Here is a 19,192-nt window from a genome sequence, read left to right on the forward strand (position 1 = left end):
GCATAGCCACAGCGTTCCGAGCTGCCGGGAAACGCCCGGCGCGTACGGCGTCGTACGGGTCGTTTTCAGGCCGCTCGCGCGCTCCTGAGCCTATGGCCTGCGTCACGTTCCAGGCAGAGCGCGGGCCATGTCCGTACGGCCGCGGCGGTATGGCTGTACGGGTCAGCCGGCGCCGCGGGTACGGCTCAGGCGGCGTCCGTGGGACGGGTCAGCCGACGTCACGGGTACGGCTCAGGCGGCGTCCGTCTGGACGAATCAGGTGGCGTCCGCGTCGAAGGGCGGGCGCTCGTCCGCTTCGAGCTGCTCGCGCTTCTTCGTCATGTCGACCGTGCCGCCGGCGGAGCCGTTGGCCGACGAGGAGGAGGCGGAGGTCTCGGACTCACGGCCGTGCACCGCGTCCGTGACCTCGGCCATCTCCTTCTTCAGGTCGAAGCCGTTGCGGATCTCCTTGAGCCCCAGCTCGTCGTTGTCCAGCTGCTTGCGGATGAACGTCTTGGGGTTGAGATCCTCGAACTCGAAGTCCTTGAACTCCGGACCGAGTTCCTCCCGTATGTCCTGCTTGGCGCTCTCCGAGAACTCGCGGATCTTACGGATGGTGCGCGTGACGTCCTGGATCATCTTCGGAAGCTTGTCCGGGCCGAAGACGAGCACAGCAAGGACAACGAGCGTCACCAGCTCAAGCGGTCCTATGTCATTGAACACCTTGCAGCTCCTTGCGATGTCCTCGGCCCTCGGCAGGTCTTTCCGTGGTCCGGGCCGGGTCCACGGTACCCGGGGTTCCCGTCCGACCGGTACTGTCCCGAGGCCTTCGACCGCGTGTACACACCCGGTTTTCCGGGATGTTTGCCTAGTGAGACCCGGTTTCGGGCCGTACCTGTGAAGTTGGTGTCAGTTGCCGCGGCTCCGTCAGGCCCCGGACGCGGAGCCCAGGACGAGGGTGACCGGCTTCTCCTTGCCGTCGCGTTCGACGGTCAGCGCCAGGCGGTCGCCGGGGCGGTGGGCGCGGATCTTGACGATGAGTTCCTCCCCGGAGTGGATGCGCTGCCCGTCGACCTCGGTGATGACGTCCCCGGCCTGGATGCCGGCCCGGTCGCCGGGGCCGCCCCGCGTCACCGGGGACCCGCCGTCGTTGCTCTTCGTGCCGACCCGCGCGCCGTCGCCCGTGTAGTCCATGTCGAGGGTCACGCCGATCACGGGGTGGGTGGCCCTGCCGGTGTTGATCAGCTCCTCCGCGACCCGCTTGGCCTGGTTGACCGGGATGGCGAAGCCGAGCCCGATGGAACCGGCCTGGCCGCTCTGGTCGGAGCTGCTGTCGGCGGAGCGGATGGCGGAGTTGATGCCGACGACCCGGGCCTTGGAGTCGAGGAGAGGGCCGCCCGAGTTGCCGGGGTTGATGGGGGCGTCGGTCTGGAGCGCGTCCACGTACGAGACGTCGCTGCCGTCGCCCTTCTCACCGCCGGCGGTGATGGGCCGCTCCTTGGCGCTGATGATCCCTGAGGTGACGGTGTTCGCGAGGTCGAAGGGCGCGCCGATGGCGACGACCGGGTCGCCGACCTGGACGTTGTCGGAGTTGCCGAGGGGCATGGGCTTGAGCCCGCCGACCCCGCTCACCTTGACGACGGCGAGGTCATAGCCGCTGTCCCGTCCGACGACGGTGGCCTTTGCGGTCTCGCCGCCGCTGAAGGTCACGGATATCTCGCCGCTCGATCCGGCCGGTTCGACGACGTGGTTGTTGGTCAGGATGTGCCCGCGGCCGTCGAGTACGAAGCCGGTGCCGGTGCCCTCCGCGGCGGAGCCCTTGACGTGCAGGGTCACCACGCTGGGCAGCGCGCGGGCGGCGATCCCCGCGACGCTGTCCGCGGCCCGCTCCTCGGACTCCTGGCCGGCCTGCGGCAGCTCCACGTCCGTGACCCCGCCGGTGCGCTCCAGATACACGCCGACGGCTCCGCCGATCCCGCCGGAGACGAGGGCGAGGACCACGGCTCCCAGCACGAGCACCCTGACTCGCGCGCTTGCGCCGCTCCTCCCGGGAGCGCGACTGCGGTGCCTCGTCTGGTGCACGGGGGCGGAGGTGGCGGCCCATGGGTCGTAGTTTTGCCAGGGGGCGGACATGGGGCTGCGGCCGGCGACGCGGGGCCGCCCAGTTGGGCTCGCCATGCGTCGGTGCCCAGGGCGCCGTGCGTCCGGTGTCCCGAGGGCGCGGCATGTGCCTGGGCAGTCATGGGAGGCGCTCTCGGGCGGCGTGCCTGTTGGGCGGGCGTGGTCGCCTGGGCAACTGGACGGGCGGAGCCCGCTGCCCAGGGCCCCCGCATGCCCGTACCGCGTGGGTGCTGTAGGGATCGGGATCGTGCAGCGGCTTGGGCCGGTCGACGGGAACACCGCCCGGGGCATCGGCCGGGGTGCCGGGCACGGCCGCCGCGGGGGCGGCTTCGCCCTCGGCTTCGACGGTCGTGTGGGCAGCACCGGCGGGAGCGTGGGCCGCGGCGGCAGAAGCGTCGGCCGCGTCGACGGACGCGTCGGCCACACCGGCGGACGCGGCGTCGGGCGAAACGCGGGACACCGCCGGCACGGGGGCGACTTCGGCATCGGCAGACGCGGGGCCCGCGGCAACGGCCAGGTCAGCCGCAGCAGACGTCTCCTGGGCCGCTTCGGCCGTCGCGTCCGGCGCCGTCGCGCCGGTGGGTACCTCGTCGGACGGACCGCTCCCCCGGCGCGTCGAAGCCGGGCGCTCCAACTCGAAGTCCCCGTCGCCGACGGGGACTTCACGTACGGGCACCCCGACCGGCCGACTGAGCTCGAAGTCGCCGTCGGACTCAGCCGACTCGGCCACGCCGCTGACCGCCCCACCGGCGCCGGCGCCGGCATCGGCACCCGCACCCGCACCCGCACCCGCACCCGTCACCGCGTCAGTCGGTCCACCGTCCGTGGAAGCCGCCGCGCCGGAGCGTCCCTCGGGCGAACCCACCCCGCCGCTCTCCACCGCGTCCGGCTCCGGCGGGCCCCCGAACGGGTCGGCACCCCCCGCGGGCACCCGCGGGCGGCTCCACCACTTCGGCTTCGTGGGCTTCCCCTCGTTCATGCTCTCCCCACACCCGGCCCGCGGCGCTACGGCGCCCGCGGTCACCGCAGAATCGTCGATTCCGCGCTCGGATCCCTCCCACGAACGCGGCTCACCATGGATTCAACCAGGTTCACGGGCCGCGGCGCAGAGGTCGGGTTCAGGGTGCGGTGGGGGAGGTGGGAGAGGGGAACGAGGTGGCGTCCGGCGCGACGAGCAGGCCGGGTGCGGTGACACCCGCCGCCGTCGACCATGAGGACAGCGCGACCGGTGCCGCCTCGGTGAGCGGACGTATGAGGGGGGACATCACGGCGGCACCGGCCACCACGGGAGCGGTCAGCGTGTGCAGGTCCGGCAGCTTCCGGGCCGCCGGGGTGGGGGCTCCGGGCAGCAGCGGCGCCGACACCTCGGTGGGCGCGACAGCGGTCTCGCCGAGCGAGCGCTGTCCCTGGCCGAGGAGCGGGCCGACGGAGCGACGGCGCTGGGACTCCGGCGCCGTGGCGGCTCCGGCGCCCGGAGTGCGCATCGGTGTCACATTGCTTCCGGAGCCCGATCCGCCCCGCGCGTCGGCCGCGGTGTCGGTCGGCACCCCGGTCGCCGACACTCCGCCGAGCGCGATCGCGGCCAGCGACACCGCTCCGGCGGCGACGAAGGCGAACCGCATGCCGCGCGTGGCCGACCGCTCGGCCTCGTGCCGGCTGACGTCATGGATGCGGAAGCCACGGTCCCCGGACAGGGCCCGGTCCTCGGACGGTGACAGCGCGGTGGCGTGCGGCCCGGAAGGGACGTAGCCGAAAGACGTCTCACCCCTCACTCCGAAGACCCCGGCGCCCCCAGGGACTCCGGGCCTGCCGGACAGTCTTCTGCCGAAGCCTCCCCCGTCGAGCGGCGAACCACTGCCGTCGGAGTCGCCTCCCCCGGGCAGCCCCTGGAGGCGTGCCAGGAAGCTCTCGGAGGGGGGTGGCGGGGCCACTTCCGCAAAGACGTTCTTCAGTCGGCGCTGTGCGTCGGCCTCGGCCTTGCACTTGGCGCAGGTGGCCAGGTGGGCCAGCACACGCTCGCGCGACTCATGACCGAGCTCCCCGTCCACCAGGGCAGAGAGTCGGTCTCCCAGATGCTGATCCGCAATACGCCGCTCAGCGGAGTTCGGCCGTGTTCCACTCACGCGGACGCGCCCCCTCCTCCCAGCACGGGCACACCCGTGACCGCGAAGGAACGGCGTTCCGCGCGGGCCGCGGGCGAGCGGTGCGCAAGGGCCTTGCGCAGCTGCGAACGTCCGCGGTGGATCCGGCTGCGGACCGTGCCGAGCTTGACGCCCAGGGTCGCGGCGATCTCCTCGTACGACAGCCCTTCGATGTCGCACAGGACGACCGCGGCGCGGAACTCGGGCGCCAGCGTGTCGAGGGCCTGCTGGACGTCCGCGTCGAAGTGCGCGTCGTTGAAGACCTGCTGGGGGGACGGCTCGCGGCTGGGCAGGCGCTCGGCCGCGTCGTCACCGAGGGCGTCGAAGCGGATGCGCTGCTTGCGGCGGACCATGTCCAGGAAGAGGTTCGTGGTGATGCGGTGCAGCCAGCCCTCGAACGTGCCGGGCGTGTACGTCGACAGGGAGCGGAAGACCCGGACGAAGACTTCCTGGGTCAGGTCCTCGGCGTCGTGCTGGTTGCCGGTGAGGCGGTACGCCAGGCGGTAGACCCTGCCGCTGTGCGTGCTGACGATCTCCTCCCAGGTGGGCGGAGTCCACGCCTGCGAGTCCGCGTCGGTGGCGAAGGTCGCGGTCTGCGCGGTGGTGGCAGCGTGGTGCTTGTCAGCGATGTCGGTCACGGATTTCGGCTCACCCGCCGACCTGAGGAAGCGCCGCAGCACTCCTCTCCGATCCACAGGCGCAGCCGCACCTCCCCTATCGGCTCTGGTGGTGTCCAGTGGAGCCCCTACCATAGCCACCTCGCCCGTTAGCTCCGGATAAGCGGTTTTACGAGAATTTGATACGCGCTCATATGACCGCGTCAGCATTTGCTCGACGTCCCGTTCGGCATCCTCATCCATCCACTGCCCCCCGCTGCGATCCACACCCTTCTAAACGCCCGGTCCCATCAGCGGGTTCCCGACACCAACGGATACAGTCACGCCCAGGCAACCACGGGGACAGGAGAGGGTCATTACCGGCAACCGGCAGACGAGCTGGGCGTTCGCCGACGCCTTTGTCGCCGAGGAAGAGGCGCTGCGCTGGGCCCGGGACCGGGCTCGGGAAGCAGGGCTGCGCTCGGTGTCGCCGGGCACCGGCGCGGCACTGCGGTTGCTCGCCGCCACCGTGGACGCCAAGGCCGTCGCGGAGATCGGGACCGGCACCGGAGTCTCCGGGATTCATCTGCTGCACGGCATGCGGCCGGACGGCGTGCTGACCACCGTGGACCCGGAGCCGGAGCGCCAGCAGTTCGCCCGGCAGGCCTTCCGCGCGGCCGGCTTCGCCAGCAACCGTGCCCGCTTCATCCCGGGCCGCGCCCTGGACGTGCTGCCCCGGCTCGCGGACTCGGGCTACGACCTCGTCTTCTGTGACGGTGACCGCCTGGAGTGCCTGGACTATCTCGCTGAATCGTTGCGCCTGCTGCGTCCTGGCGGGCTCGTCGTCTTCGAGGGTGTCTTCGCGGACGGTCGCACGGTGGACTCGGGACCGCAGCCCGCTGAGGTCGGGCGGCTGCGGGAGCTGCTGCGCGCGGTGCGCGAGAGCCCGGATCTGGTGCCCTCGCTGCTGCCGGTGGGCGACGGGCTGCTGTGCGCGGTCAAGCGCTGAGCCGGCGAGCCACGGGCACCAGCCGCTGAAGCCTGGGCACCAGCCCCTGAACAGCGGGTACGTGGGGCACGTACTCGGGTACGTGAGGCACGTACTCCTGGAAAAGCAGCGCCCCGGCACCTACGAGGATGCCGGGGCAGCTGAAAGGGTATGGTCGTTTCCGCGTCAGCCGACGACCTTCTTGAGGGCGTCGCCGAGAGCGTCCGCCTCGTCCGGGGTCAGCTCGACGACGAGCCGACCGCCGCCTTCGAGCGGAACTCGCATGACGATGCCCCGCCCCTCCTTGGTCACCTCGAGCGGGCCATCGCCCGTCCGCGGCTTCATGGCCGCCATGCTCGTTCCCCTTCCTGAAACCAGCTCATCGTCGCCGACGGCCCCATGGGAGGGCACGCGCGCCTGTTGGTAGGACACGCGTCACCGGCATCGAACACATTGCTTCCAGGCCATTATCCCGCATCTCAGGACCCGATGACCAACATCAGTCGGCATCGCTTGGGCAACGCGCGCGAGCAAAACCACTCAATTCGGCGATGTGACTGCGATACTGCGCCGCCGCACGGACTTCTGCCGAGCGGAAACGGTCCTGATTTCTTTGACGCAGGTCACATGTCCGGTCCGGTCCGCCGTCGGTGATCTCCGCCATGCTGTCCTTCGGAAGCAGGGCGTACCGACCGGTACGGCCGAGCCGCGACACCTGAGGGGAACCACCATGGCCGACACCGTGCTCTACGAGGTGAGCGACGGGCTCGCGACGATCACGCTGAACCGCCCCGAGGCGATGAACGCGATGAACATCGCGACCAAGGTCGCCTTCCGGGACGCGGCGCGGACAGCCGCCGACGACGAAGCCGTACGGGCGATCCTGCTCACCGCGGCCGGCGACCGGGCGTTCTGCGTGGGCCAGGACCTGAAGGAGCACATCGGGCTGCTGGCCTCGGACAAGCAGTCCGGGTCGGGGCAGACGATGAGCACCGTGCGCGAGCACTACAACCCGATCGTGCGGGCGCTGACCGGCGCGGCGAAGCCGGTGGTGGCGGCGGTGAACGGGGTCGCGGCCGGGGCGGGTTTCGGTTTCGCGCTCGCCGCGGACTACCGGATCGTGGCGGACACGGCGGCCTTCAACACCTCGTTCGCCGGGGTCGCGCTGACCGCCGACTCCGGGATCTCCTGGACCCTGCCGCGCGTCATCGGCCCGAGCCGCGCCGCCGACCTGTTGCTCTTCCCGCGCAGCATCACCGCGCAGGAGGCGTACGAGTGGGGCATCGCGAACCGGGTGGTCCCCGCCGCCGAACTGCGCGCCGAGGCACAGAAGGTGGCGCGGTCCCTGGCCGAAGGCCCGACCGTGGCGTACGCGGCGCTGAAGGAGTCGCTCGCCTACGGGCTCTCCCACACCCTGGACGAGACCCTGGAGAAGGAGGACGAACTCCAGGCCCGCGCGGGCGCGTCCGAGGACCACGGCATCGCGGTGCAGGCGTTCGTGAACAAGGAGAAGCCGAAGTATCTGGGGCGGTGACCCGGGGCGGGGCCCGGGGTCAGTGGCTCCGGGCCACGCAGTCCGCCAGGTGGTCGTCGACCAGCCCGCACGCCTGCATCAGGGCATACGCCGTCGTCGGGCCGATGAAGCGGATGCCGCGCTTCTTGAGGGTCTTGGAGAGGGCCGTCGACTCGTCGGTGACCGCCGGCACGTCGGCGAGGGTCCTCGGGACGGGGCGGGCGGCCGGATCGGGGGCGAAGGACCAGATCAGCTCGTCCAGTTCACCGGCCGGCCAGTCGGCCAGCACGCGCGCGTTGGCGACCGTCGCCTCGATCTTCAACCGGTTGCGGATGATGCCCGGATCGGCGAGCAGGCGCTCCTTGTCGGCGTCCGTGAAGTCCGCCACCTTGCCGATCTCGAAGCCGGCGAAGGCGGCTCTGAACCCCTCCCGCCGACGCAGGATCGTGATCCAGGACAGGCCCGACTGGAAGGCCTCCAGGCACAGCCGCTCGTACAGCGCGTCGTCGCCGTGGACCGGGCGGCCCCACTCCTCGTCGTGATACGCCACGTAGTCCTCGGTCGACAGGGCCCACGGGCAGCGCAGCACGCCGTCCGAGCCGGCCAGGGCACCGCTGCTCACTGGTGGTCCCCCTGGTCCCCCTCGACGGGCTTGTCCATGGAGACCCTGGCCGTCCGAGCCCCGGCGAGGGCGGACTCCAGATCGGCGATGCGGGCGTCCCGCTCGGCGATCTCGGCGCCGAGGCGGCCCAGGGCGTCGTCCACGTCCGCCATGCGGTAGCCGCGGGGGGCGAGCGGGAAGCGCAGGGCCTCCACATCCGCGCGGTTCACGGGCCGGTCCGGAGGCAGGGGGTCGTCGAGCCGCTCGGCGGCCGCCTCGGGCAGCGGGGCGCTCTCGCCGCCGCCCACCACGGCCAGTGTCACCGCGGCGACCACGACGACGAGCGCGACGACCAGGAAAATGAACATGAACATCGCTGGAGTCCCCACGCTCGGGTGCCGACGCGCAGCGCGTCGGCCGGAAGTGTCGAATCTGTCAGGGTCCGATCGTGCCATGCGGGTCTGACAGTTAAGGTCGCAGGCGGCGCGGGCCTGCCTTTCGGATCGGGTCGGCAGCAGCTTACGACGCCCGACAACCCCGCGGCCCGGGCCTGATCCTAAAGAACAGGCCTGCCGCAGCGGGACGTACTAGGAGAGGTCACAGGGGATGCTCAGGCTGGGCAAGCGTGAATTCGGCACTCACGAGCCGGTGATCATGGCGATCGTGAACCGGACCCCGGACTCCTTCTACGACCAGGGGGCGACCTTCCACGACGAGGCCGCCCTCGCGCGCGTGGAGCGGGCGGTGTCGGAGGGTGCCGCGATCATCGACATCGGCGGCGTCAAGGCGGGTCCCGGCGAGGAGGTGACCGCCGAGGAGGAGGCACGGCGGACGGTGGGATTCGTCGCCGAGGTGCGGCGGCGGCACCCGGACGTGATCATCAGCGTCGACACCTGGCGGCACGAGGTCGGTGCGGCGGTCTGCGAGGCGGGCGCGGATCTGCTCAACGACGCGTGGGGCGGGGTGGATCCGCGGCTGGCGGAGGTGGCGGCGCGGTACGGGGTGGGGCTGGTGTGCACGCACGCGGGGGGCTCTCAGCCGCGGACGCGGCCGCACCGGATCGCGTACGACGACGTCATGGCCGACATCCTGGGGGTCACTCTCGGGCTGGCCGAGCGGGCGGTGGAACTGGGCGTGCCGCGTGAGTCGGTGCTCATCGACCCCGGGCACGACTTCGGGAAGAACACGCGGCACAGCCTGGAGGCGACGCGGCGGCTGGGCGAGATGGTCGAGACGGGCTGGCCGGTGCTGGTCTCCCTCTCCAACAAGGACTTCGTGGGCGAGACGCTCGACAAGCCGGTGAAGGAGCGGGTGTTGGGGACGCTGGCGACGACCGCGGTCTCGGCGTGGCTCGGGGCGCAGGTGTACCGGGTGCACGAGGTGGCGGAGACGCGGCAGGTACTGGACATGGTCGCGTCGATCGCGGGGCACCGGCCCCCGGCGGTGGCCCGTCGGGGGCTCGCGTAGCCGTACGGGTGGCTGCGGGGGGGGCTGTGCGGCCCCCCGGCCGGGCTACCTCCCCGCCTCCTTCGACACCAACCCCACCGCCTCGTCCACGTCGTCCGTCAGGTGGAACAGCAGCAGGTCCTTCTCGGCCGCCTTCCCCTGGCCCACCAGCGTGTGCTTCAGCCAGTCCACGAGACCGCCCCAGTACTCCGTACCGAAGAGGACGATCGGGAAGCGCGTGACCTTCTGGGTCTGGACCAGGGTCAGCGCCTCGAAGAACTCGTCCAGGGTGCCGAGGCCGCCCGGCAGGACGACGAAGCCCTGCGCGTACTTCACGAACATCATCTTGCGGACGAAGAAGTACCGGAAGTTCAGGCCGATGTCGACGTACGGGTTCAGCCCCTGCTCGAACGGCAGCTCGATGCCGAGGCCGACCGAGATGCCCTTCGCCTCACAGGCGCCCTTGTTGGCCGCCTCCATGGCGCCGGGCCCGCCGCCCGTGATCACCGCCCAGCCCGCCTCGACCAGGCCGCGGCCGAGACGCACTCCCGCCTCGTACTCGGGAGAGTCCTCCTTCGTGCGCGCCGAGCCGAACACGCTGATCGCGGGCGGGAGTTCGGCCAGTGTGCCGAAGCCCTCGATGAACTCCGACTGGATGCGCAGCACTCGCCAGGGGTCGGTGTGCACCCAGTCCGAGGGGCCGCCCGCGTCGAGCAGCCGCTGGTCCGTCGTGCTCGACTGCACCTGGTCCCGCCTGCGCAGCACGGGGCCCAGCCGCTGCTCCTCCGGTGGCTGCTTCTTGCCCTCCGGGTTGCCAGTAGGCATGTCCGCTCCCTCCGCTTGCGGTCGTTCCACCCCAGCGTAGATCCAGGGGGGTTACGTACGGGGGACGTGAGCATGTCCGCCGTGAACCACCCCGGCGGCCGCGCCGGTCAGGACGTCAGCCAGGCCCGCAGCCGCTCCTCGGCCTGAGGGATCACGGCCGCCTCGACCCGCTCGTCCACCTTGTGGGCCAGCAGTTGGGCGCCGGGACCGTAGTTCACCGCGGGCACGCCGAGCGCGCTGAAGCGGGCGACGTCCGTCCAGCCGAACTTGGGGCGGGCCTCGCCGCCGACGGCCGCCATGAAGGCCGCGGCCGCCGGGTGGGTCAGGCCGGGGCGGGCCCCGCCCGTGTGGTCGTCGACGATGAACTCCGTCACGCCGCAGTCCGCGAAGTACGCGCGTACGAAGGCCTCCGCCTCCTCTTCGGTGCGGTCCGGCGCGTAGCGGAAGTTGACGACGACCGTGCAGGCGTCGGGGATGACGTTGTTGGCCACGCCTCCCTCGATGCGGACGGCGTTGAGGCCCTCGTGGAACTGGAGGCCGTCCACCACCGGCCGGCGCGGCTCGTACGCGGCGAGCCTGGCCAGGATCGGGGCCGCGGCGTGGATCGCGTTCGAGCCCATCCACGCGCGCGCGGAGTGCGCCCGCTCCCCCTCGGTCCTGAGGAACATCCTGAGCGTGCCCTGGCAGCCGCCCTCCACCTGACCGTCCGTGGGCTCCAGGAGGACCGCGAAGTCACCGGCCAGCCACTCGGGGTGAGCCTCGGCCACATGCTTGAGGCCGTTCAGATGTGCCGCCACCTCTTCGTTGTCGTAGAAGACGAAGGTGAGATCGCGGTTGGGGTCGGGGACGGTCGCCGCGATACGGAGCTGCACCGCCACACCCGACTTCATGTCACAGGTGCCGCAGCCCCACAGCACGCCGTTCTCGTCGAGGCGGGAGGGGACGTTGTCCGCGATCGGGACCGTGTCGATGTGGCCGGCCAGGATCACGCGCTCGGCGCGGCCGAGGTTCGTACGGGCCACGACGTTGTTGCCGTACCGGTCGACCGTGAGGTGCGGCAGGGCACGCAGCGCCGCCTCGATGGCGTCCGCGAGCGGCTTCTCGCTGCCGCTCTCCGAGGGGAAGTCGACGAGCCGGGCGGTGAGCTCGGCGGCGTCCAGCGTGAGGTCAAGCGGGGTATCGGCCATACCGCCGACCCTAGCGCCCCGGTCCGCGGCGGGGCCGCCCCACGAGTTGTCCACAACCTCACAGAGCTCCGACAGTCGACTCCAGTACCTTGTACGCGTGTCAGAGCCGACCCCCACTCCCGCTCGGCGCGGCCGCCGCCTCCTCCTGCGCATGGGAGCGGCCACCGCAGTCCTGCTCGCGCTCGCGTGTTACCTCGTCGTGCAGTACGTCACCGGCGGCCCGGGCGCGACGAGCTGCAAGGTCGTCTCGGACGAGCGCGACGGCGCGTCGTACGAGTTCACCCCGGAGCAGGCGGTGAACGCGGCGACGATCTCGGCGGTCGGCGCCACGCGCGGCATGCCGGAGCGCGCCGTCACGATCGCCCTCGCGACCGCGCTCCAGGAGTCGGGGCTGCGCAACATCCGGCATGGCGACCGGGACTCGCTGGGACTGTTCCAGCAGCGGCCCTCGCAGGGCTGGGGCACCAAGAAACAGATCATGGATCCGACGTACGCGGCGGGTGTGTTCTACGAGCACCTGGCCAAGGTGAGCGACTACACACAGCTGCGGCTCACGGTGGCCGCGCAGCGCGTGCAGCGCAGCGGTTACCCGGAGGCGTACGCGAAGCACGAGCCGGACGCCACGCTGCTCGCCGCCGCCCTGACCGGGCACTCGGCGGCCACGCTGACCTGCGAGGGCCGCCCGGCGCCGGCCCGGACGGGCGGCACGGACGCGGTGCGGGCCGCGCTCGTACGGGACTTCGGACGCGATGTGCTGCAGTCGGCCGGCGCGGAGGTGAGCACCGGGACGCCGTCGCCCTCGCCGTCCCCGAAGGCCACGGCGGCCCCCGGCGCCGTCACCGTCCCGGTGCCGAGGAGGACGGCCGCCGAGGGCAGTACCCGGCAGCGCGGCTGGGCGCTGGCGCACTGGGCCGTGGCCAACGCGTCCGCGCTGCACATCGCCCACGTCTCCTATGCGGGCCGCGAGTGGTCGCGTGGCGGTTACGCGAACGAATGGCGTACGGCCGGGGATTCCGGAGCGAAGACGTCCACCGCCGAAGTCCGGATAGTCGCCGGGCAGTAGTACGGGTGCTCACCCTTTGGAGCTAGTCCGGCCGGGTGCCGACGCGGCCGTGCACGGGATGTCGCACGCCCTTAACCGTCCGCCAAATCCCTTGGGCGCAAAGAGCTGTAAGGATTCGGCAGACCTGCCGACCGGGCACCCTTTGCCCGCTTTTATCCACAGCCGATAATGCGACGCATTACCAACTCTTTACCTCGGGTCACCGCAACCTTCGCGGGCTTCGAGCGGTAGTCACTGCGTCCGAGCCCGGACGATCAACTGCCGGATCGGCCGACAGCCAGTCGGTCAACTGCCGGGCGCGGTAGGACACTTCACTGTTCTCTCCCGTCTAAGGAGCATCATGTCCCTCCCCCTGACCCGCCGGATCGCCCGTGCCGCGCTGCTCGTCGCAGCGGGAGCGGCAGCCGGGGTCGGTGCGGCCGGCTCCGCCAGCGCGGCTCCCGAACTGCCGACGGCCCCCAACCTCGGCGGCCTGACCGCATTGGACGGCGCGCACGCCGCCGACACCGTCGACGGTGCGGCTCAGAATGTCACCGGGCTCGCGGGCAGCACCGGCAGCAAGGCGGTCAAGAAGGCGGTCCCGGCCGTGGGCAAGACCGGTGGGAAGGTCGCCAGGACGGCGACGCCGGCCGCCCAGAAGGTGGCCGGGGACGCGGCGGGCCAGGCCGGCGGCCTGCTCGGCGACACCGCGAAGACGGCGTCCGGTGGCGGTCTGCCGACGGACGCGGTCACCAAGGGCGGTCTGCCGACCCAGCAGCTGCCGCTGAAGGGCGGCCTGCCGCTCGGCTGACGCCGGATCCGAACGGCGACGGGGTCCAGGGAGTTCCCTGGACCCCGTCGCCGTGTGCGGGCCCGCTACGCCAGGCGCCGTACCGCCGCCGCCACCCGCTCGTCGGTCGCCGTCAGGGCCACCCGTACGAACTGCTCGCCCGCCGAGCCGTAGAAGTCGCCGGGGGCCACCAGAATGCCCAGGTCGGCCAGGTGCGCCACCGTGTCCCAGCAGGACTCGCCCCGCGTGGCCCACAGGTACAGGCTCGCCTCGCTGTGTTCGATGCGGAAGCCGTGGGACAGGAGCGCGTCGCGCAGGGCCGTGCGCCGGGCCGCGTAGCGCTCGCGCTGTTCGCGGACGTGGGCGTCGTCGCCCAGCGCGGCGACCACGGCCGCCTGCGTCGGCGCCGACGTCATCATGCCGCCGTGCTTGCGGATCTGGAGCAGCGGGCCGAGGACCGCGGGATCACCGGCGAGGAACGCGGCGCGGTAGCCCGCCAGGTTCGACCGCTTCGACAGCGAGTGGACGGAGACGATCCCCTCGTACGAGCCGCCGCACACGTCCGGGTGCAGCACGGAGACCGGGTCGGCCTCCCAGCCCAGCTCGAGGTAGCACTCGTCGGAGAAAACGAGGATGCCGTGCTCACGGGCCCAGGCGACGATCCGGGTGAGTTCCGCCTTCGAGAGGACCTTGCCGGTCGGGTTCGAGGGCGAGTTGAGCCAGAGGAGCTTCAGGCCGGTCGGGTCCAGCTCCGTCGGGTCGTCGTAGACCACGTGGTCCGCGCGGGCGAGGCGGGCGCCGACCTCGTAGGTCGGGTACGCAAGGCGCGGGTGGGCGACCTTGTCCCCGGGGCCCAGGCCCAGCTGGGTCGGGAGCCAGGCGACGAGTTCCTTGGAACCGACGATCGGAAGCACGTGGTGGTGGGTGACGCCGCGCGCGCCCAGCCGGCGCTCCACCCAGCCCGTGAGGGCGTCCCGCAGCTCGGGCGTGCCCCAGACGGTCGGATAGCCCGGGGAGTCGGCCGCGGCCACCAGCGCCTTCTGGATCAGCTCGGGCACCGGGTCGACCGGCGTGCCGACGGACAGGTCGACGATGCCGTCCGGGTGGGCCGCGGCCCTCGCCTTGTACGGCTCCAGCTTGTCCCAGGGAAAGGTCGGAAGGCGGTCGGAGACTGCGGACACGGGGATCGGACTCACTTTCTCGTACTCGTCGCACTGCTCGTACGCGCTCGCACGGGCCGCTCCCGTACGTCTCGTACAGGCGTTCCCATACATGCTCGTACGGGCGTTCTCATACGTGCTCGTACGGGCGCTCCCGTCCGTGCTCGTAGCTCGTACGGGCGCCAAACGCCTCGGTCCCGTGCGGCAGGGGCGCCGAACGGGACCGAGACGGCACGGATGTGCGGGGACTTACTGGTTCATCGGGGGCAGCGCCGCGATGAAGGGGTGGTCGCGCTCGATCAGCCCCAGCTTGCTGGCACCACCGGGCGAGCCGAGCTCGTCGAAGAACTCGACGTTCGCCTTGTAGTAGTCCTTCCACTCTTCGGGAGTGTCGTCCTCGTAGAAGATCGCCTCGACCGGGCACACCGGCTCACAGGCTCCACAGTCGACGCATTCGTCCGGGTGGATGTACAAGGACCGGGAGCCCTCGTAGATGCAGTCGACCGGGCACTCCTCGATGCACGCCTTGTCCTTGACGTCGACACAAGGCTCTGCGATGACGTAGGTCACGCTGTCGTTCCTCCTCGGTAGGGCGCTGGCGGGCCTCCTCAGGCTCCGCCGCCTGGCGCGCGGGAGCGCGGCGTCGTCGATGCCCGCACCTAGTATCTCCGTTCCTGGGCATGATCCATACAGGAGGGGTGAACTGACCTGTGGAAATCTCTGCGGGCGGACAGCTCGAAGTCCGTATCACCACTGCTGACGTGGGAAAACGCGTCTCCGTGCGGCGGTGGAACGAAGATGTCGCGGGGGGTGAGAAGTTCACCGACACGGTCGGAGTTCTCACATCATGGGACAACGGAGTGTTGCTGATCACACGGCGGGGCGGCGAAAGCGTCCGGATAGCGGAGTCCTCGCTGGTCGCGGGCAAGGTCGTACCGGCCGCACCGGCGCGTCGGCGGGGTCCCGCGGCCTCGTACGAGGAGCTGGCGCGGATCGCCGCGCGGGCCTGGCAGCCGGTGGAGCGCGAACGGCTCGGCGACTGGCAGCTGCGGGCGTCCGCCGGCTTCACCCGCCGGGCCAACTCCGTCCTGCCCGTCGGCGAGCCGGGACTGCCGCTGGACGAGGCGCTGACCGTCGTACGGGACTGGTACGCGGGCCGTGAGCTGCCGGCGTACATCCAGACCGCGACCGGGGCCGAGGGCACGCAGGAGCTGCTGTGCGCGGAGCTGGAGGCGCGCGGATGGACGCGTGAGGTGACGGCCGAGCTGTGGATCGGCGCGCTGGCGCCGCTGGCCGACCGGGAGGTGTCCGCCGAGGTGGTGCTGTCCCGCGAGGCGGACGAGGCGTGGCTGAGCCGCTACCAGCGCAAGGGGCTGAACGAGGTCGCGCTGAAGGTGCTGGGCAGCGGGCCCTCCGTCTGGTTCGCGACGGTGCCGGGGGCCGCGGGCCGCGCTCCGGCCGCGATCGGGCGGTGCGTGGTGGACGGGCGCTGGGCGGGTTTCGCGGCGGTCGAGGTGGACCCCGCGCAGCGGCGCCGTGGGCTGGCCACCGCGGTGATGACGGCCCTGGCCCGCCGGGCTCTGGAGGAGGGCGCCTCGGCGGCCTGGCTCCAGGTGGAGACGGACAACGCGGCGGCGCGGGCGTTGTACGCGGGGATGGGATTCGCGACGCATCACGCGTATCACCACTATCGGTGGGCGTCTGAGAGCGATGTGCGGGGCGAGCTCGGGGGCCGGGAGCGTGGTGCGCCGGGTGAGGCCGGTGTGTCGGGTGAGGCTGGTGTGCCAGATGAGGCTGGTGCGCCCAGTGAGGCCGGTGCGCCGAGTGAGAGTGGTGCGCCGAGTGAGGCCGGTGCGCCGAGTGAGAGCAGTACGGCTGGTGAGAGCGGTGCGCTGGGCGGGAGCAGTGCGCCTCGCGGGATCAGTACGCCGGATGTGAGCAGTGCGGCTGGTGAGAGCGGTGACGAGGTGTGTGGCGGTTCGGGGGCCGGGTCGGTCGGCGGGCCGGGCAGTGGTCCGCCTGGCGCATCGGGCGGCGGCTCGGGCGATGCTGTGGACGGCGTCGGAACGTATCGATCGGTATGAACGGGCACGAGGCTGCTATGCGTCCCCCACACCCCCCGGAACCGGAGCGGGCCGCCGAGCTGCGGCGGCGGTTCGCCGATGAGGCACGGTCCGAGCGGCCCGATCTGTCGGCGTTGTGTCTGCTCGTGGGCGCGGCGGCGGACGGGGCGCTGGACGAGGCCGGGATCGACGCGGCACAGATCGACCTCGACCGGCTCGCCGGACAGGTGCCGTTCCGGCCCGGCGGGCCGCGGCCTTGGGCCCTCGCGCTCGCCGAGCTGCTCGGCGGGCGCTGCGGGTTCCGCGGTACGCCCGCGGACTACCAGCGGCTGGAGTCCTCCCTGCTGCACGAGGTGCTGCGGCGCCGGCGCGGCCTGCCCATCCTGCTGTCGGTGGTCTGGATGGAGGTCGCCAGGAGAGCGGGCGCACCCGTGTACGGGGTCGCGCTGCCGGGGCACTTCGTCGTCGGATTCGGGCCCCCCGAGCAGCAGGTGCTGGCCGACCCCTTCGACGGCGGCCGGGTGCTGACCGGCGGCGACGCCGAACTGCTCGTCGCGGGTGCCACGGGCGCCCCGCTCGACCCGTCGATGCTCACGCCGGCCGACCCGCTCGACGTCGTGCTGCGCATCCTCAACAACATCCGCGCGTGGGCGGCCGCACGCCCCGAACGCTCGGACGTCGCGCTCTGGGCCGTCGACCTCTCCCTGCTGCTCCCCTCCCACCCCGCCCGCCTGCGCTACGACCGCGCCCAACTGCTCGTCGAGCGGGGGGACTTCCTGACCGGAGCCATGGAGCTGGACGCCTACGCGGAGGTGGTCGAGGCCGTCGACGGGAGCGCCGCCGACCGGATCCGTCACCAGGCCCGCGCGGCGCGCTCGATGCTCAACTGAGCGCCCTTCGTGGGGTTTCTACAACCAGCCCTTGTCCCGCGCCGTCCGTACCGCCTCTGTCCGGTTGCGGACCGCCAGTTTCTGTATGGCGGTGGACAGGTAGTTGCGGACCGTGCCCTGGGACAGGTGCAGGGCCGTGGCCAGCTCCGCGTTCGTCGCGCCGTCGGCCGCCGCGCGCAGCACCTCGCGCTCGCGGTCGGTCAGCGGATTGGCGCCCCCGGCGAGCGCGGCGGCCGCCAGCGTGGGGTCGATGACCCGCTCCCCGGCCAGCACCTTGCGTACCGCCTCGGCGAGTTGGGCCGCCGGCGCGTCCTTCACCAGGAACGCGTCGGCGCCGGCCTCCATCGCGCTGCGCAGATAGCCGGGGCGGCCGAACGTGGTGAGGACGACCAGTTTCACCGCGGGCAGCTCCCGGTTCACCTGCGCCGCCGCCTCGATCCCCGTGGCACCCGGCATCTCGATGTCCAGGAGTGCCACGTCCACGGCGTGCTCGCGCGCCGCCGCCAGCACCTCGTCGCCGCGCGCGACTTGGGCGACGACCTCGATGTCGGGTTCGAGGCCGAGCAGGGCGGCCAGCGCCTCGCGGACCATCGACTGGTCCTCGGCGAGCAGGACCTTGATCGTGCGGCTCATGCCCCGGATCCTACGGGGTCCCCGCCGTGCCCACGGGCCCCCGGGCGGATGCCATCGGTACCCGCGCGACCAGCCGGAACCCGCGTCGCACGCGGCCGGCGTCCAGCGATCCGCCGGCCTTCTCCAGGCGTTCGGTCAGTCCCGTAAGGCCGTTGCCGGGGGTGCTGCCGGAGCCGCCCGAACCGTCGTCCTCCACGGACAGTTCGAGCACCGGACCGTCCAGCGTCTGACGGTGGACGAGCTCCACCACGCAGCGCCGGGCCCCGCTGTGCCGTACGACGTTGGTGACCGCCTCGCGCAGCGCCCAGGCCAGCGCGGACTCGCTCTCCTCGGGGACGCCGTCGAGGTCCGGTTCAGCCGGCAGGTCGGCGGTGACGCCCGCCGCGGTCAACGCGACCTGCATGCCCGCGAGCTCCCCGGCCAGCCGGGGCCGCCGGTAGCCGGTGACGGCCTCGCGGACGTCGACGAGGGCCTGGCGGCTGACCTGTTCGATGTCGGCGACCTGCTGGGCCGCCTTCTCGGGGTGGTCGGGGAGCATCCGCCCGGCCAGCTCGCTCTTGAGCGTGATCAGGGAGAGCGAGTGACCCAGCAGGTCGTGCAGGTCCCTGGCCAGCCGCAGCCGTTCCTCGTTCGCGGCGAGCTGGGCGACGGTCGCCCGCGCCTTGCGCAACTCCACCGTCGTACGGACCAGTTGCCGTACGCCGGTCATCGCGAAGCCGATGAGGACGACGAGGAGGACGAGGTTGCGCGCGTCCTGCTCACCGCCGTGGAGGCCGACGAGCAGCATCGCGACGGCGGTCAGGGGGATCGTCCAGTACGCCACCCGCAGCGGGAACGTCGTCCCGCAGGCCACGGAGACGTACACGAAGAGGCCCAGCCAGGACGGGCCGAGGGACAGGCACAGCACGACGGCGAGCACGCCGAGGGCGACGACGAGGGCGGCGACGGCCGGGCCGTTCAACGCCCTGCCCATGTTCCGGAAGACCAGCGTCAGATAGATCCCGACGAAGGCCGCGAGGCCGAGCCAGCCGGCCGCGGTGGCGGCGGGCGTGTGGTGGCCGGAGGCCAGGTCGTGGACCGGTGAGCTGAGGAACACCAGCCAGATGACGATCCACATCGCCTTGCGCAGCGCCTCGCGCACGTTGCGCGGTGACTGCCCCGTGCGCACCAGCCATCCCGCCCGGAGGTCGTCGGGCTGCGGGTCTTCCGTCATGGCA

The 19,192-nt window shown here is 71.8% G+C and carries 21 protein-coding genes and 1 pseudogene; 7 read left to right on the forward strand and 15 right to left on the reverse strand.

Annotated elements, in window-relative coordinates:
- Positions 1 to 255: 255 nt before the first annotated feature.
- The 5 genes from SAVERM_RS16150 to sigE all read right to left on the reverse strand — a co-directional run bounded on the left by SAVERM_RS16150 (position 256) and on the right by sigE (position 4,921).
- Positions 256 to 702, reverse strand: a complete 447-nt coding sequence (locus SAVERM_RS16150; protein ID WP_010984544.1) for a sec-independent translocase — start codon at positions 700 to 702, stop codon at positions 256 to 258.
- Between the two features lie 204 nt (positions 703 to 906).
- Positions 907 to 1,992: a S1C family serine protease gene (locus SAVERM_RS43725; protein ID WP_420822300.1), complete on the reverse strand. Its 1,086-nt coding sequence runs from the start codon at positions 1,990 to 1,992 to the stop codon at positions 907 to 909.
- 226 nt (positions 1,993 to 2,218) lie between these two features.
- Positions 2,219 to 3,079, reverse strand: coding sequence for a hypothetical protein (locus SAVERM_RS43730; protein WP_042493153.1), 861 nt, complete (start codon positions 3,077 to 3,079; stop codon positions 2,219 to 2,221).
- A gap of 139 nt (positions 3,080 to 3,218) precedes the next feature.
- Complete coding sequence (locus tag SAVERM_RS16160) at positions 3,219 to 4,223, reverse strand: anti-sigma factor family protein (protein ID WP_010984546.1); 1,005 nt, start codon at positions 4,221 to 4,223, stop codon at positions 3,219 to 3,221.
- Positions 4,220 to 4,921 (reverse strand): RNA polymerase sigma factor SigE, encoded by a 702-nt coding sequence (sigE, locus tag SAVERM_RS16165; RefSeq protein ID WP_037645041.1) that lies wholly within the window; start codon positions 4,919 to 4,921, stop codon positions 4,220 to 4,222. Before sigE ends, SAVERM_RS16160 begins: the two co-directional genes overlap by 4 nt.
- Positions 4,922 to 5,147: 226 nt before the next feature.
- Here sigE and SAVERM_RS16170 point away from each other — a divergent pair, with 226 nt between their 5' ends.
- Entirely contained in the window at positions 5,148 to 5,846 is a 699-nt protein-coding gene (locus SAVERM_RS16170) for an O-methyltransferase (protein ID WP_306292875.1), read from the forward strand.
- Between the two features lie 165 nt (positions 5,847 to 6,011).
- On the opposite strand, the gene SAVERM_RS38950 is transcribed toward SAVERM_RS16170, so the two are convergent.
- The gene (locus tag SAVERM_RS38950; RefSeq protein WP_003966491.1) at positions 6,012 to 6,179 is read right to left on the reverse strand and encodes a DUF3117 domain-containing protein; all 168 of its coding nucleotides are present in this window, start codon (positions 6,177 to 6,179) and stop codon (positions 6,012 to 6,014) included.
- A 145-nt stretch (positions 6,180 to 6,324) separates the two neighbouring features.
- On the reverse strand, positions 6,325 to 6,489 hold the full coding sequence (locus tag SAVERM_RS42730; RefSeq protein WP_154696725.1) for a hypothetical protein: 165 nt from the start codon (positions 6,487 to 6,489) through the stop codon (positions 6,325 to 6,327).
- Between the two features lie 66 nt (positions 6,490 to 6,555).
- Between SAVERM_RS42730 and chcB the strand changes: the two genes are divergently transcribed.
- Positions 6,556 to 7,359, forward strand: coding sequence for a 2-cyclohexenylcarbonyl CoA isomerase (chcB, locus tag SAVERM_RS16175; protein ID WP_010984550.1), 804 nt, complete (start codon positions 6,556 to 6,558; stop codon positions 7,357 to 7,359).
- A gap of 19 nt (positions 7,360 to 7,378) precedes the next feature.
- On the opposite strand, the gene SAVERM_RS16180 is transcribed toward chcB, so the two are convergent.
- A complete protein-coding gene (locus SAVERM_RS16180; RefSeq protein ID WP_010984551.1) occupies positions 7,379 to 7,960 on the reverse strand; it encodes a DNA-3-methyladenine glycosylase I in 582 nt (193 codons plus the stop codon).
- On the reverse strand, positions 7,957 to 8,313 hold the full coding sequence (locus SAVERM_RS16185) for a DivIVA domain-containing protein (protein WP_010984552.1): 357 nt from the start codon (positions 8,311 to 8,313) through the stop codon (positions 7,957 to 7,959). The genes SAVERM_RS16180 and SAVERM_RS16185 overlap by 4 nt, the downstream gene beginning before the upstream one ends.
- Before the next feature lie 232 nt (positions 8,314 to 8,545).
- Here SAVERM_RS16185 and folP point away from each other — a divergent pair, with 232 nt between their 5' ends.
- Positions 8,546 to 9,406 carry a dihydropteroate synthase gene (gene folP / locus SAVERM_RS16190; RefSeq protein ID WP_010984553.1) on the forward strand — a complete coding sequence of 287 codons (861 nt, stop codon included), beginning with the start codon at positions 8,546 to 8,548 and terminating at the stop codon, positions 9,404 to 9,406.
- A 45-nt stretch (positions 9,407 to 9,451) separates the two neighbouring features.
- On the opposite strand, the gene SAVERM_RS16195 is transcribed toward folP, so the two are convergent.
- Both SAVERM_RS16195 and dapE read right to left on the reverse strand, forming a co-directional pair.
- Entirely contained in the window at positions 9,452 to 10,210 is a 759-nt protein-coding gene (locus tag SAVERM_RS16195; protein ID WP_010984554.1) for an LOG family protein, read from the reverse strand.
- Between the two features lie 107 nt (positions 10,211 to 10,317).
- On the reverse strand, positions 10,318 to 11,397 hold the full coding sequence (gene dapE / locus SAVERM_RS16200; RefSeq protein WP_010984555.1) for a succinyl-diaminopimelate desuccinylase: 1,080 nt from the start codon (positions 11,395 to 11,397) through the stop codon (positions 10,318 to 10,320).
- A gap of 97 nt (positions 11,398 to 11,494) precedes the next feature.
- Here dapE and SAVERM_RS16205 point away from each other — a divergent pair, with 97 nt between their 5' ends.
- Both SAVERM_RS16205 and SAVERM_RS16210 read left to right on the forward strand, forming a co-directional pair.
- A complete protein-coding gene (locus SAVERM_RS16205; protein ID WP_171033188.1) occupies positions 11,495 to 12,460 on the forward strand; it encodes a VldE C-terminal domain-containing protein in 966 nt (321 codons plus the stop codon).
- 340 nt (positions 12,461 to 12,800) lie between these two features.
- Positions 12,801 to 13,250, forward strand: coding sequence for a hypothetical protein (locus tag SAVERM_RS16210; RefSeq protein WP_010984557.1), 450 nt, complete (start codon positions 12,801 to 12,803; stop codon positions 13,248 to 13,250).
- Positions 13,251 to 13,315: 65 nt separating this feature from the next.
- On the opposite strand, the gene SAVERM_RS16215 is transcribed toward SAVERM_RS16210, so the two are convergent.
- Together SAVERM_RS16215 and fdxA are read right to left on the reverse strand one after the other, a co-directional pair.
- Entirely contained in the window at positions 13,316 to 14,410 is a 1,095-nt protein-coding gene (locus SAVERM_RS16215; protein WP_010984558.1) for a bifunctional succinyldiaminopimelate transaminase/glutamate-prephenate aminotransferase, read from the reverse strand.
- 228 nt (positions 14,411 to 14,638) lie between these two features.
- Positions 14,639 to 14,959, reverse strand: a complete 321-nt coding sequence (gene fdxA, locus SAVERM_RS16220) for a ferredoxin (protein WP_010984559.1) — start codon at positions 14,957 to 14,959, stop codon at positions 14,639 to 14,641.
- A 140-nt stretch (positions 14,960 to 15,099) separates the two neighbouring features.
- Between fdxA and SAVERM_RS16225 the strand changes: the two are divergent.
- Positions 15,100 to 16,092 (forward strand): annotated as a pseudogene (locus tag SAVERM_RS16225) (GNAT family N-acetyltransferase); the annotation flags it as partial.
- A 377-nt stretch (positions 16,093 to 16,469) separates the two neighbouring features.
- Positions 16,470 to 17,342: a transglutaminase family protein gene (locus SAVERM_RS16230; protein WP_010984561.1), complete on the forward strand. Its 873-nt coding sequence runs from the start codon at positions 16,470 to 16,472 to the stop codon at positions 17,340 to 17,342.
- An 18-nt stretch (positions 17,343 to 17,360) separates the two neighbouring features.
- On the opposite strand, the gene SAVERM_RS16235 is transcribed toward SAVERM_RS16230, so the two are convergent.
- Positions 17,361 to 17,975, reverse strand: a complete 615-nt coding sequence (locus SAVERM_RS16235; RefSeq protein WP_010984562.1) for a response regulator transcription factor — start codon at positions 17,973 to 17,975, stop codon at positions 17,361 to 17,363.
- Between the two features lie 10 nt (positions 17,976 to 17,985).
- On the reverse strand, positions 17,986 to 19,188 hold the full coding sequence (locus tag SAVERM_RS16240; RefSeq protein WP_037645035.1) for a sensor histidine kinase: 1,203 nt from the start codon (positions 19,186 to 19,188) through the stop codon (positions 17,986 to 17,988).
- Between the last annotated feature and the right edge of the window lie 4 nt (positions 19,189 to 19,192).

This window comes from Streptomyces avermitilis MA-4680 = NBRC 14893 (genome assembly GCF_000009765.2).
GTDB classification, from domain to species: Bacteria; Actinomycetota; Actinomycetes; order Streptomycetales; family Streptomycetaceae; genus Streptomyces; species Streptomyces avermitilis.

Excerpts from the sequence above, each read along its gene's own strand:
- SAVERM_RS16210 (WP_010984557.1), top strand. The coding sequence starts at position 12,801 with ATGTCCCTCCCCCTGACCCGCCGGATCGCCCGTGCCGCGCTGCTCGTC.
- SAVERM_RS42730 (WP_154696725.1), bottom strand. The coding sequence starts at position 6,489 with ATGGCGGAGATCACCGACGGCGGACCGGACCGGACATGTGACCTGCGT.
- SAVERM_RS16230 (WP_010984561.1), top strand. The coding sequence starts at position 16,470 with ATGAACGGGCACGAGGCTGCTATGCGTCCCCCACACCCCCCGGAACCG.
- SAVERM_RS16240 (WP_037645035.1), bottom strand. The coding sequence starts at position 19,188 with ATGACGGAAGACCCGCAGCCCGACGACCTCCGGGCGGGATGGCTGGTG.
- dapE (WP_010984555.1), bottom strand. The coding sequence starts at position 11,397 with ATGGCCGATACCCCGCTTGACCTCACGCTGGACGCCGCCGAGCTCACC.
- chcB (WP_010984550.1), top strand. The coding sequence starts at position 6,556 with ATGGCCGACACCGTGCTCTACGAGGTGAGCGACGGGCTCGCGACGATC.
- SAVERM_RS16195 (WP_010984554.1), bottom strand. The coding sequence starts at position 10,210 with ATGCCTACTGGCAACCCGGAGGGCAAGAAGCAGCCACCGGAGGAGCAG.
- SAVERM_RS16235 (WP_010984562.1), bottom strand. The coding sequence starts at position 17,975 with ATGAGCCGCACGATCAAGGTCCTGCTCGCCGAGGACCAGTCGATGGTC.
- SAVERM_RS38950 (WP_003966491.1), bottom strand. The coding sequence starts at position 6,179 with ATGGCGGCCATGAAGCCGCGGACGGGCGATGGCCCGCTCGAGGTGACC.
- SAVERM_RS16185 (WP_010984552.1), bottom strand. The coding sequence starts at position 8,313 with ATGTTCATGTTCATTTTCCTGGTCGTCGCGCTCGTCGTCGTGGTCGCC.
- SAVERM_RS43730 (WP_042493153.1), bottom strand. The coding sequence starts at position 3,079 with ATGAACGAGGGGAAGCCCACGAAGCCGAAGTGGTGGAGCCGCCCGCGG.
- folP (WP_010984553.1), top strand. The coding sequence starts at position 8,546 with ATGCTCAGGCTGGGCAAGCGTGAATTCGGCACTCACGAGCCGGTGATC.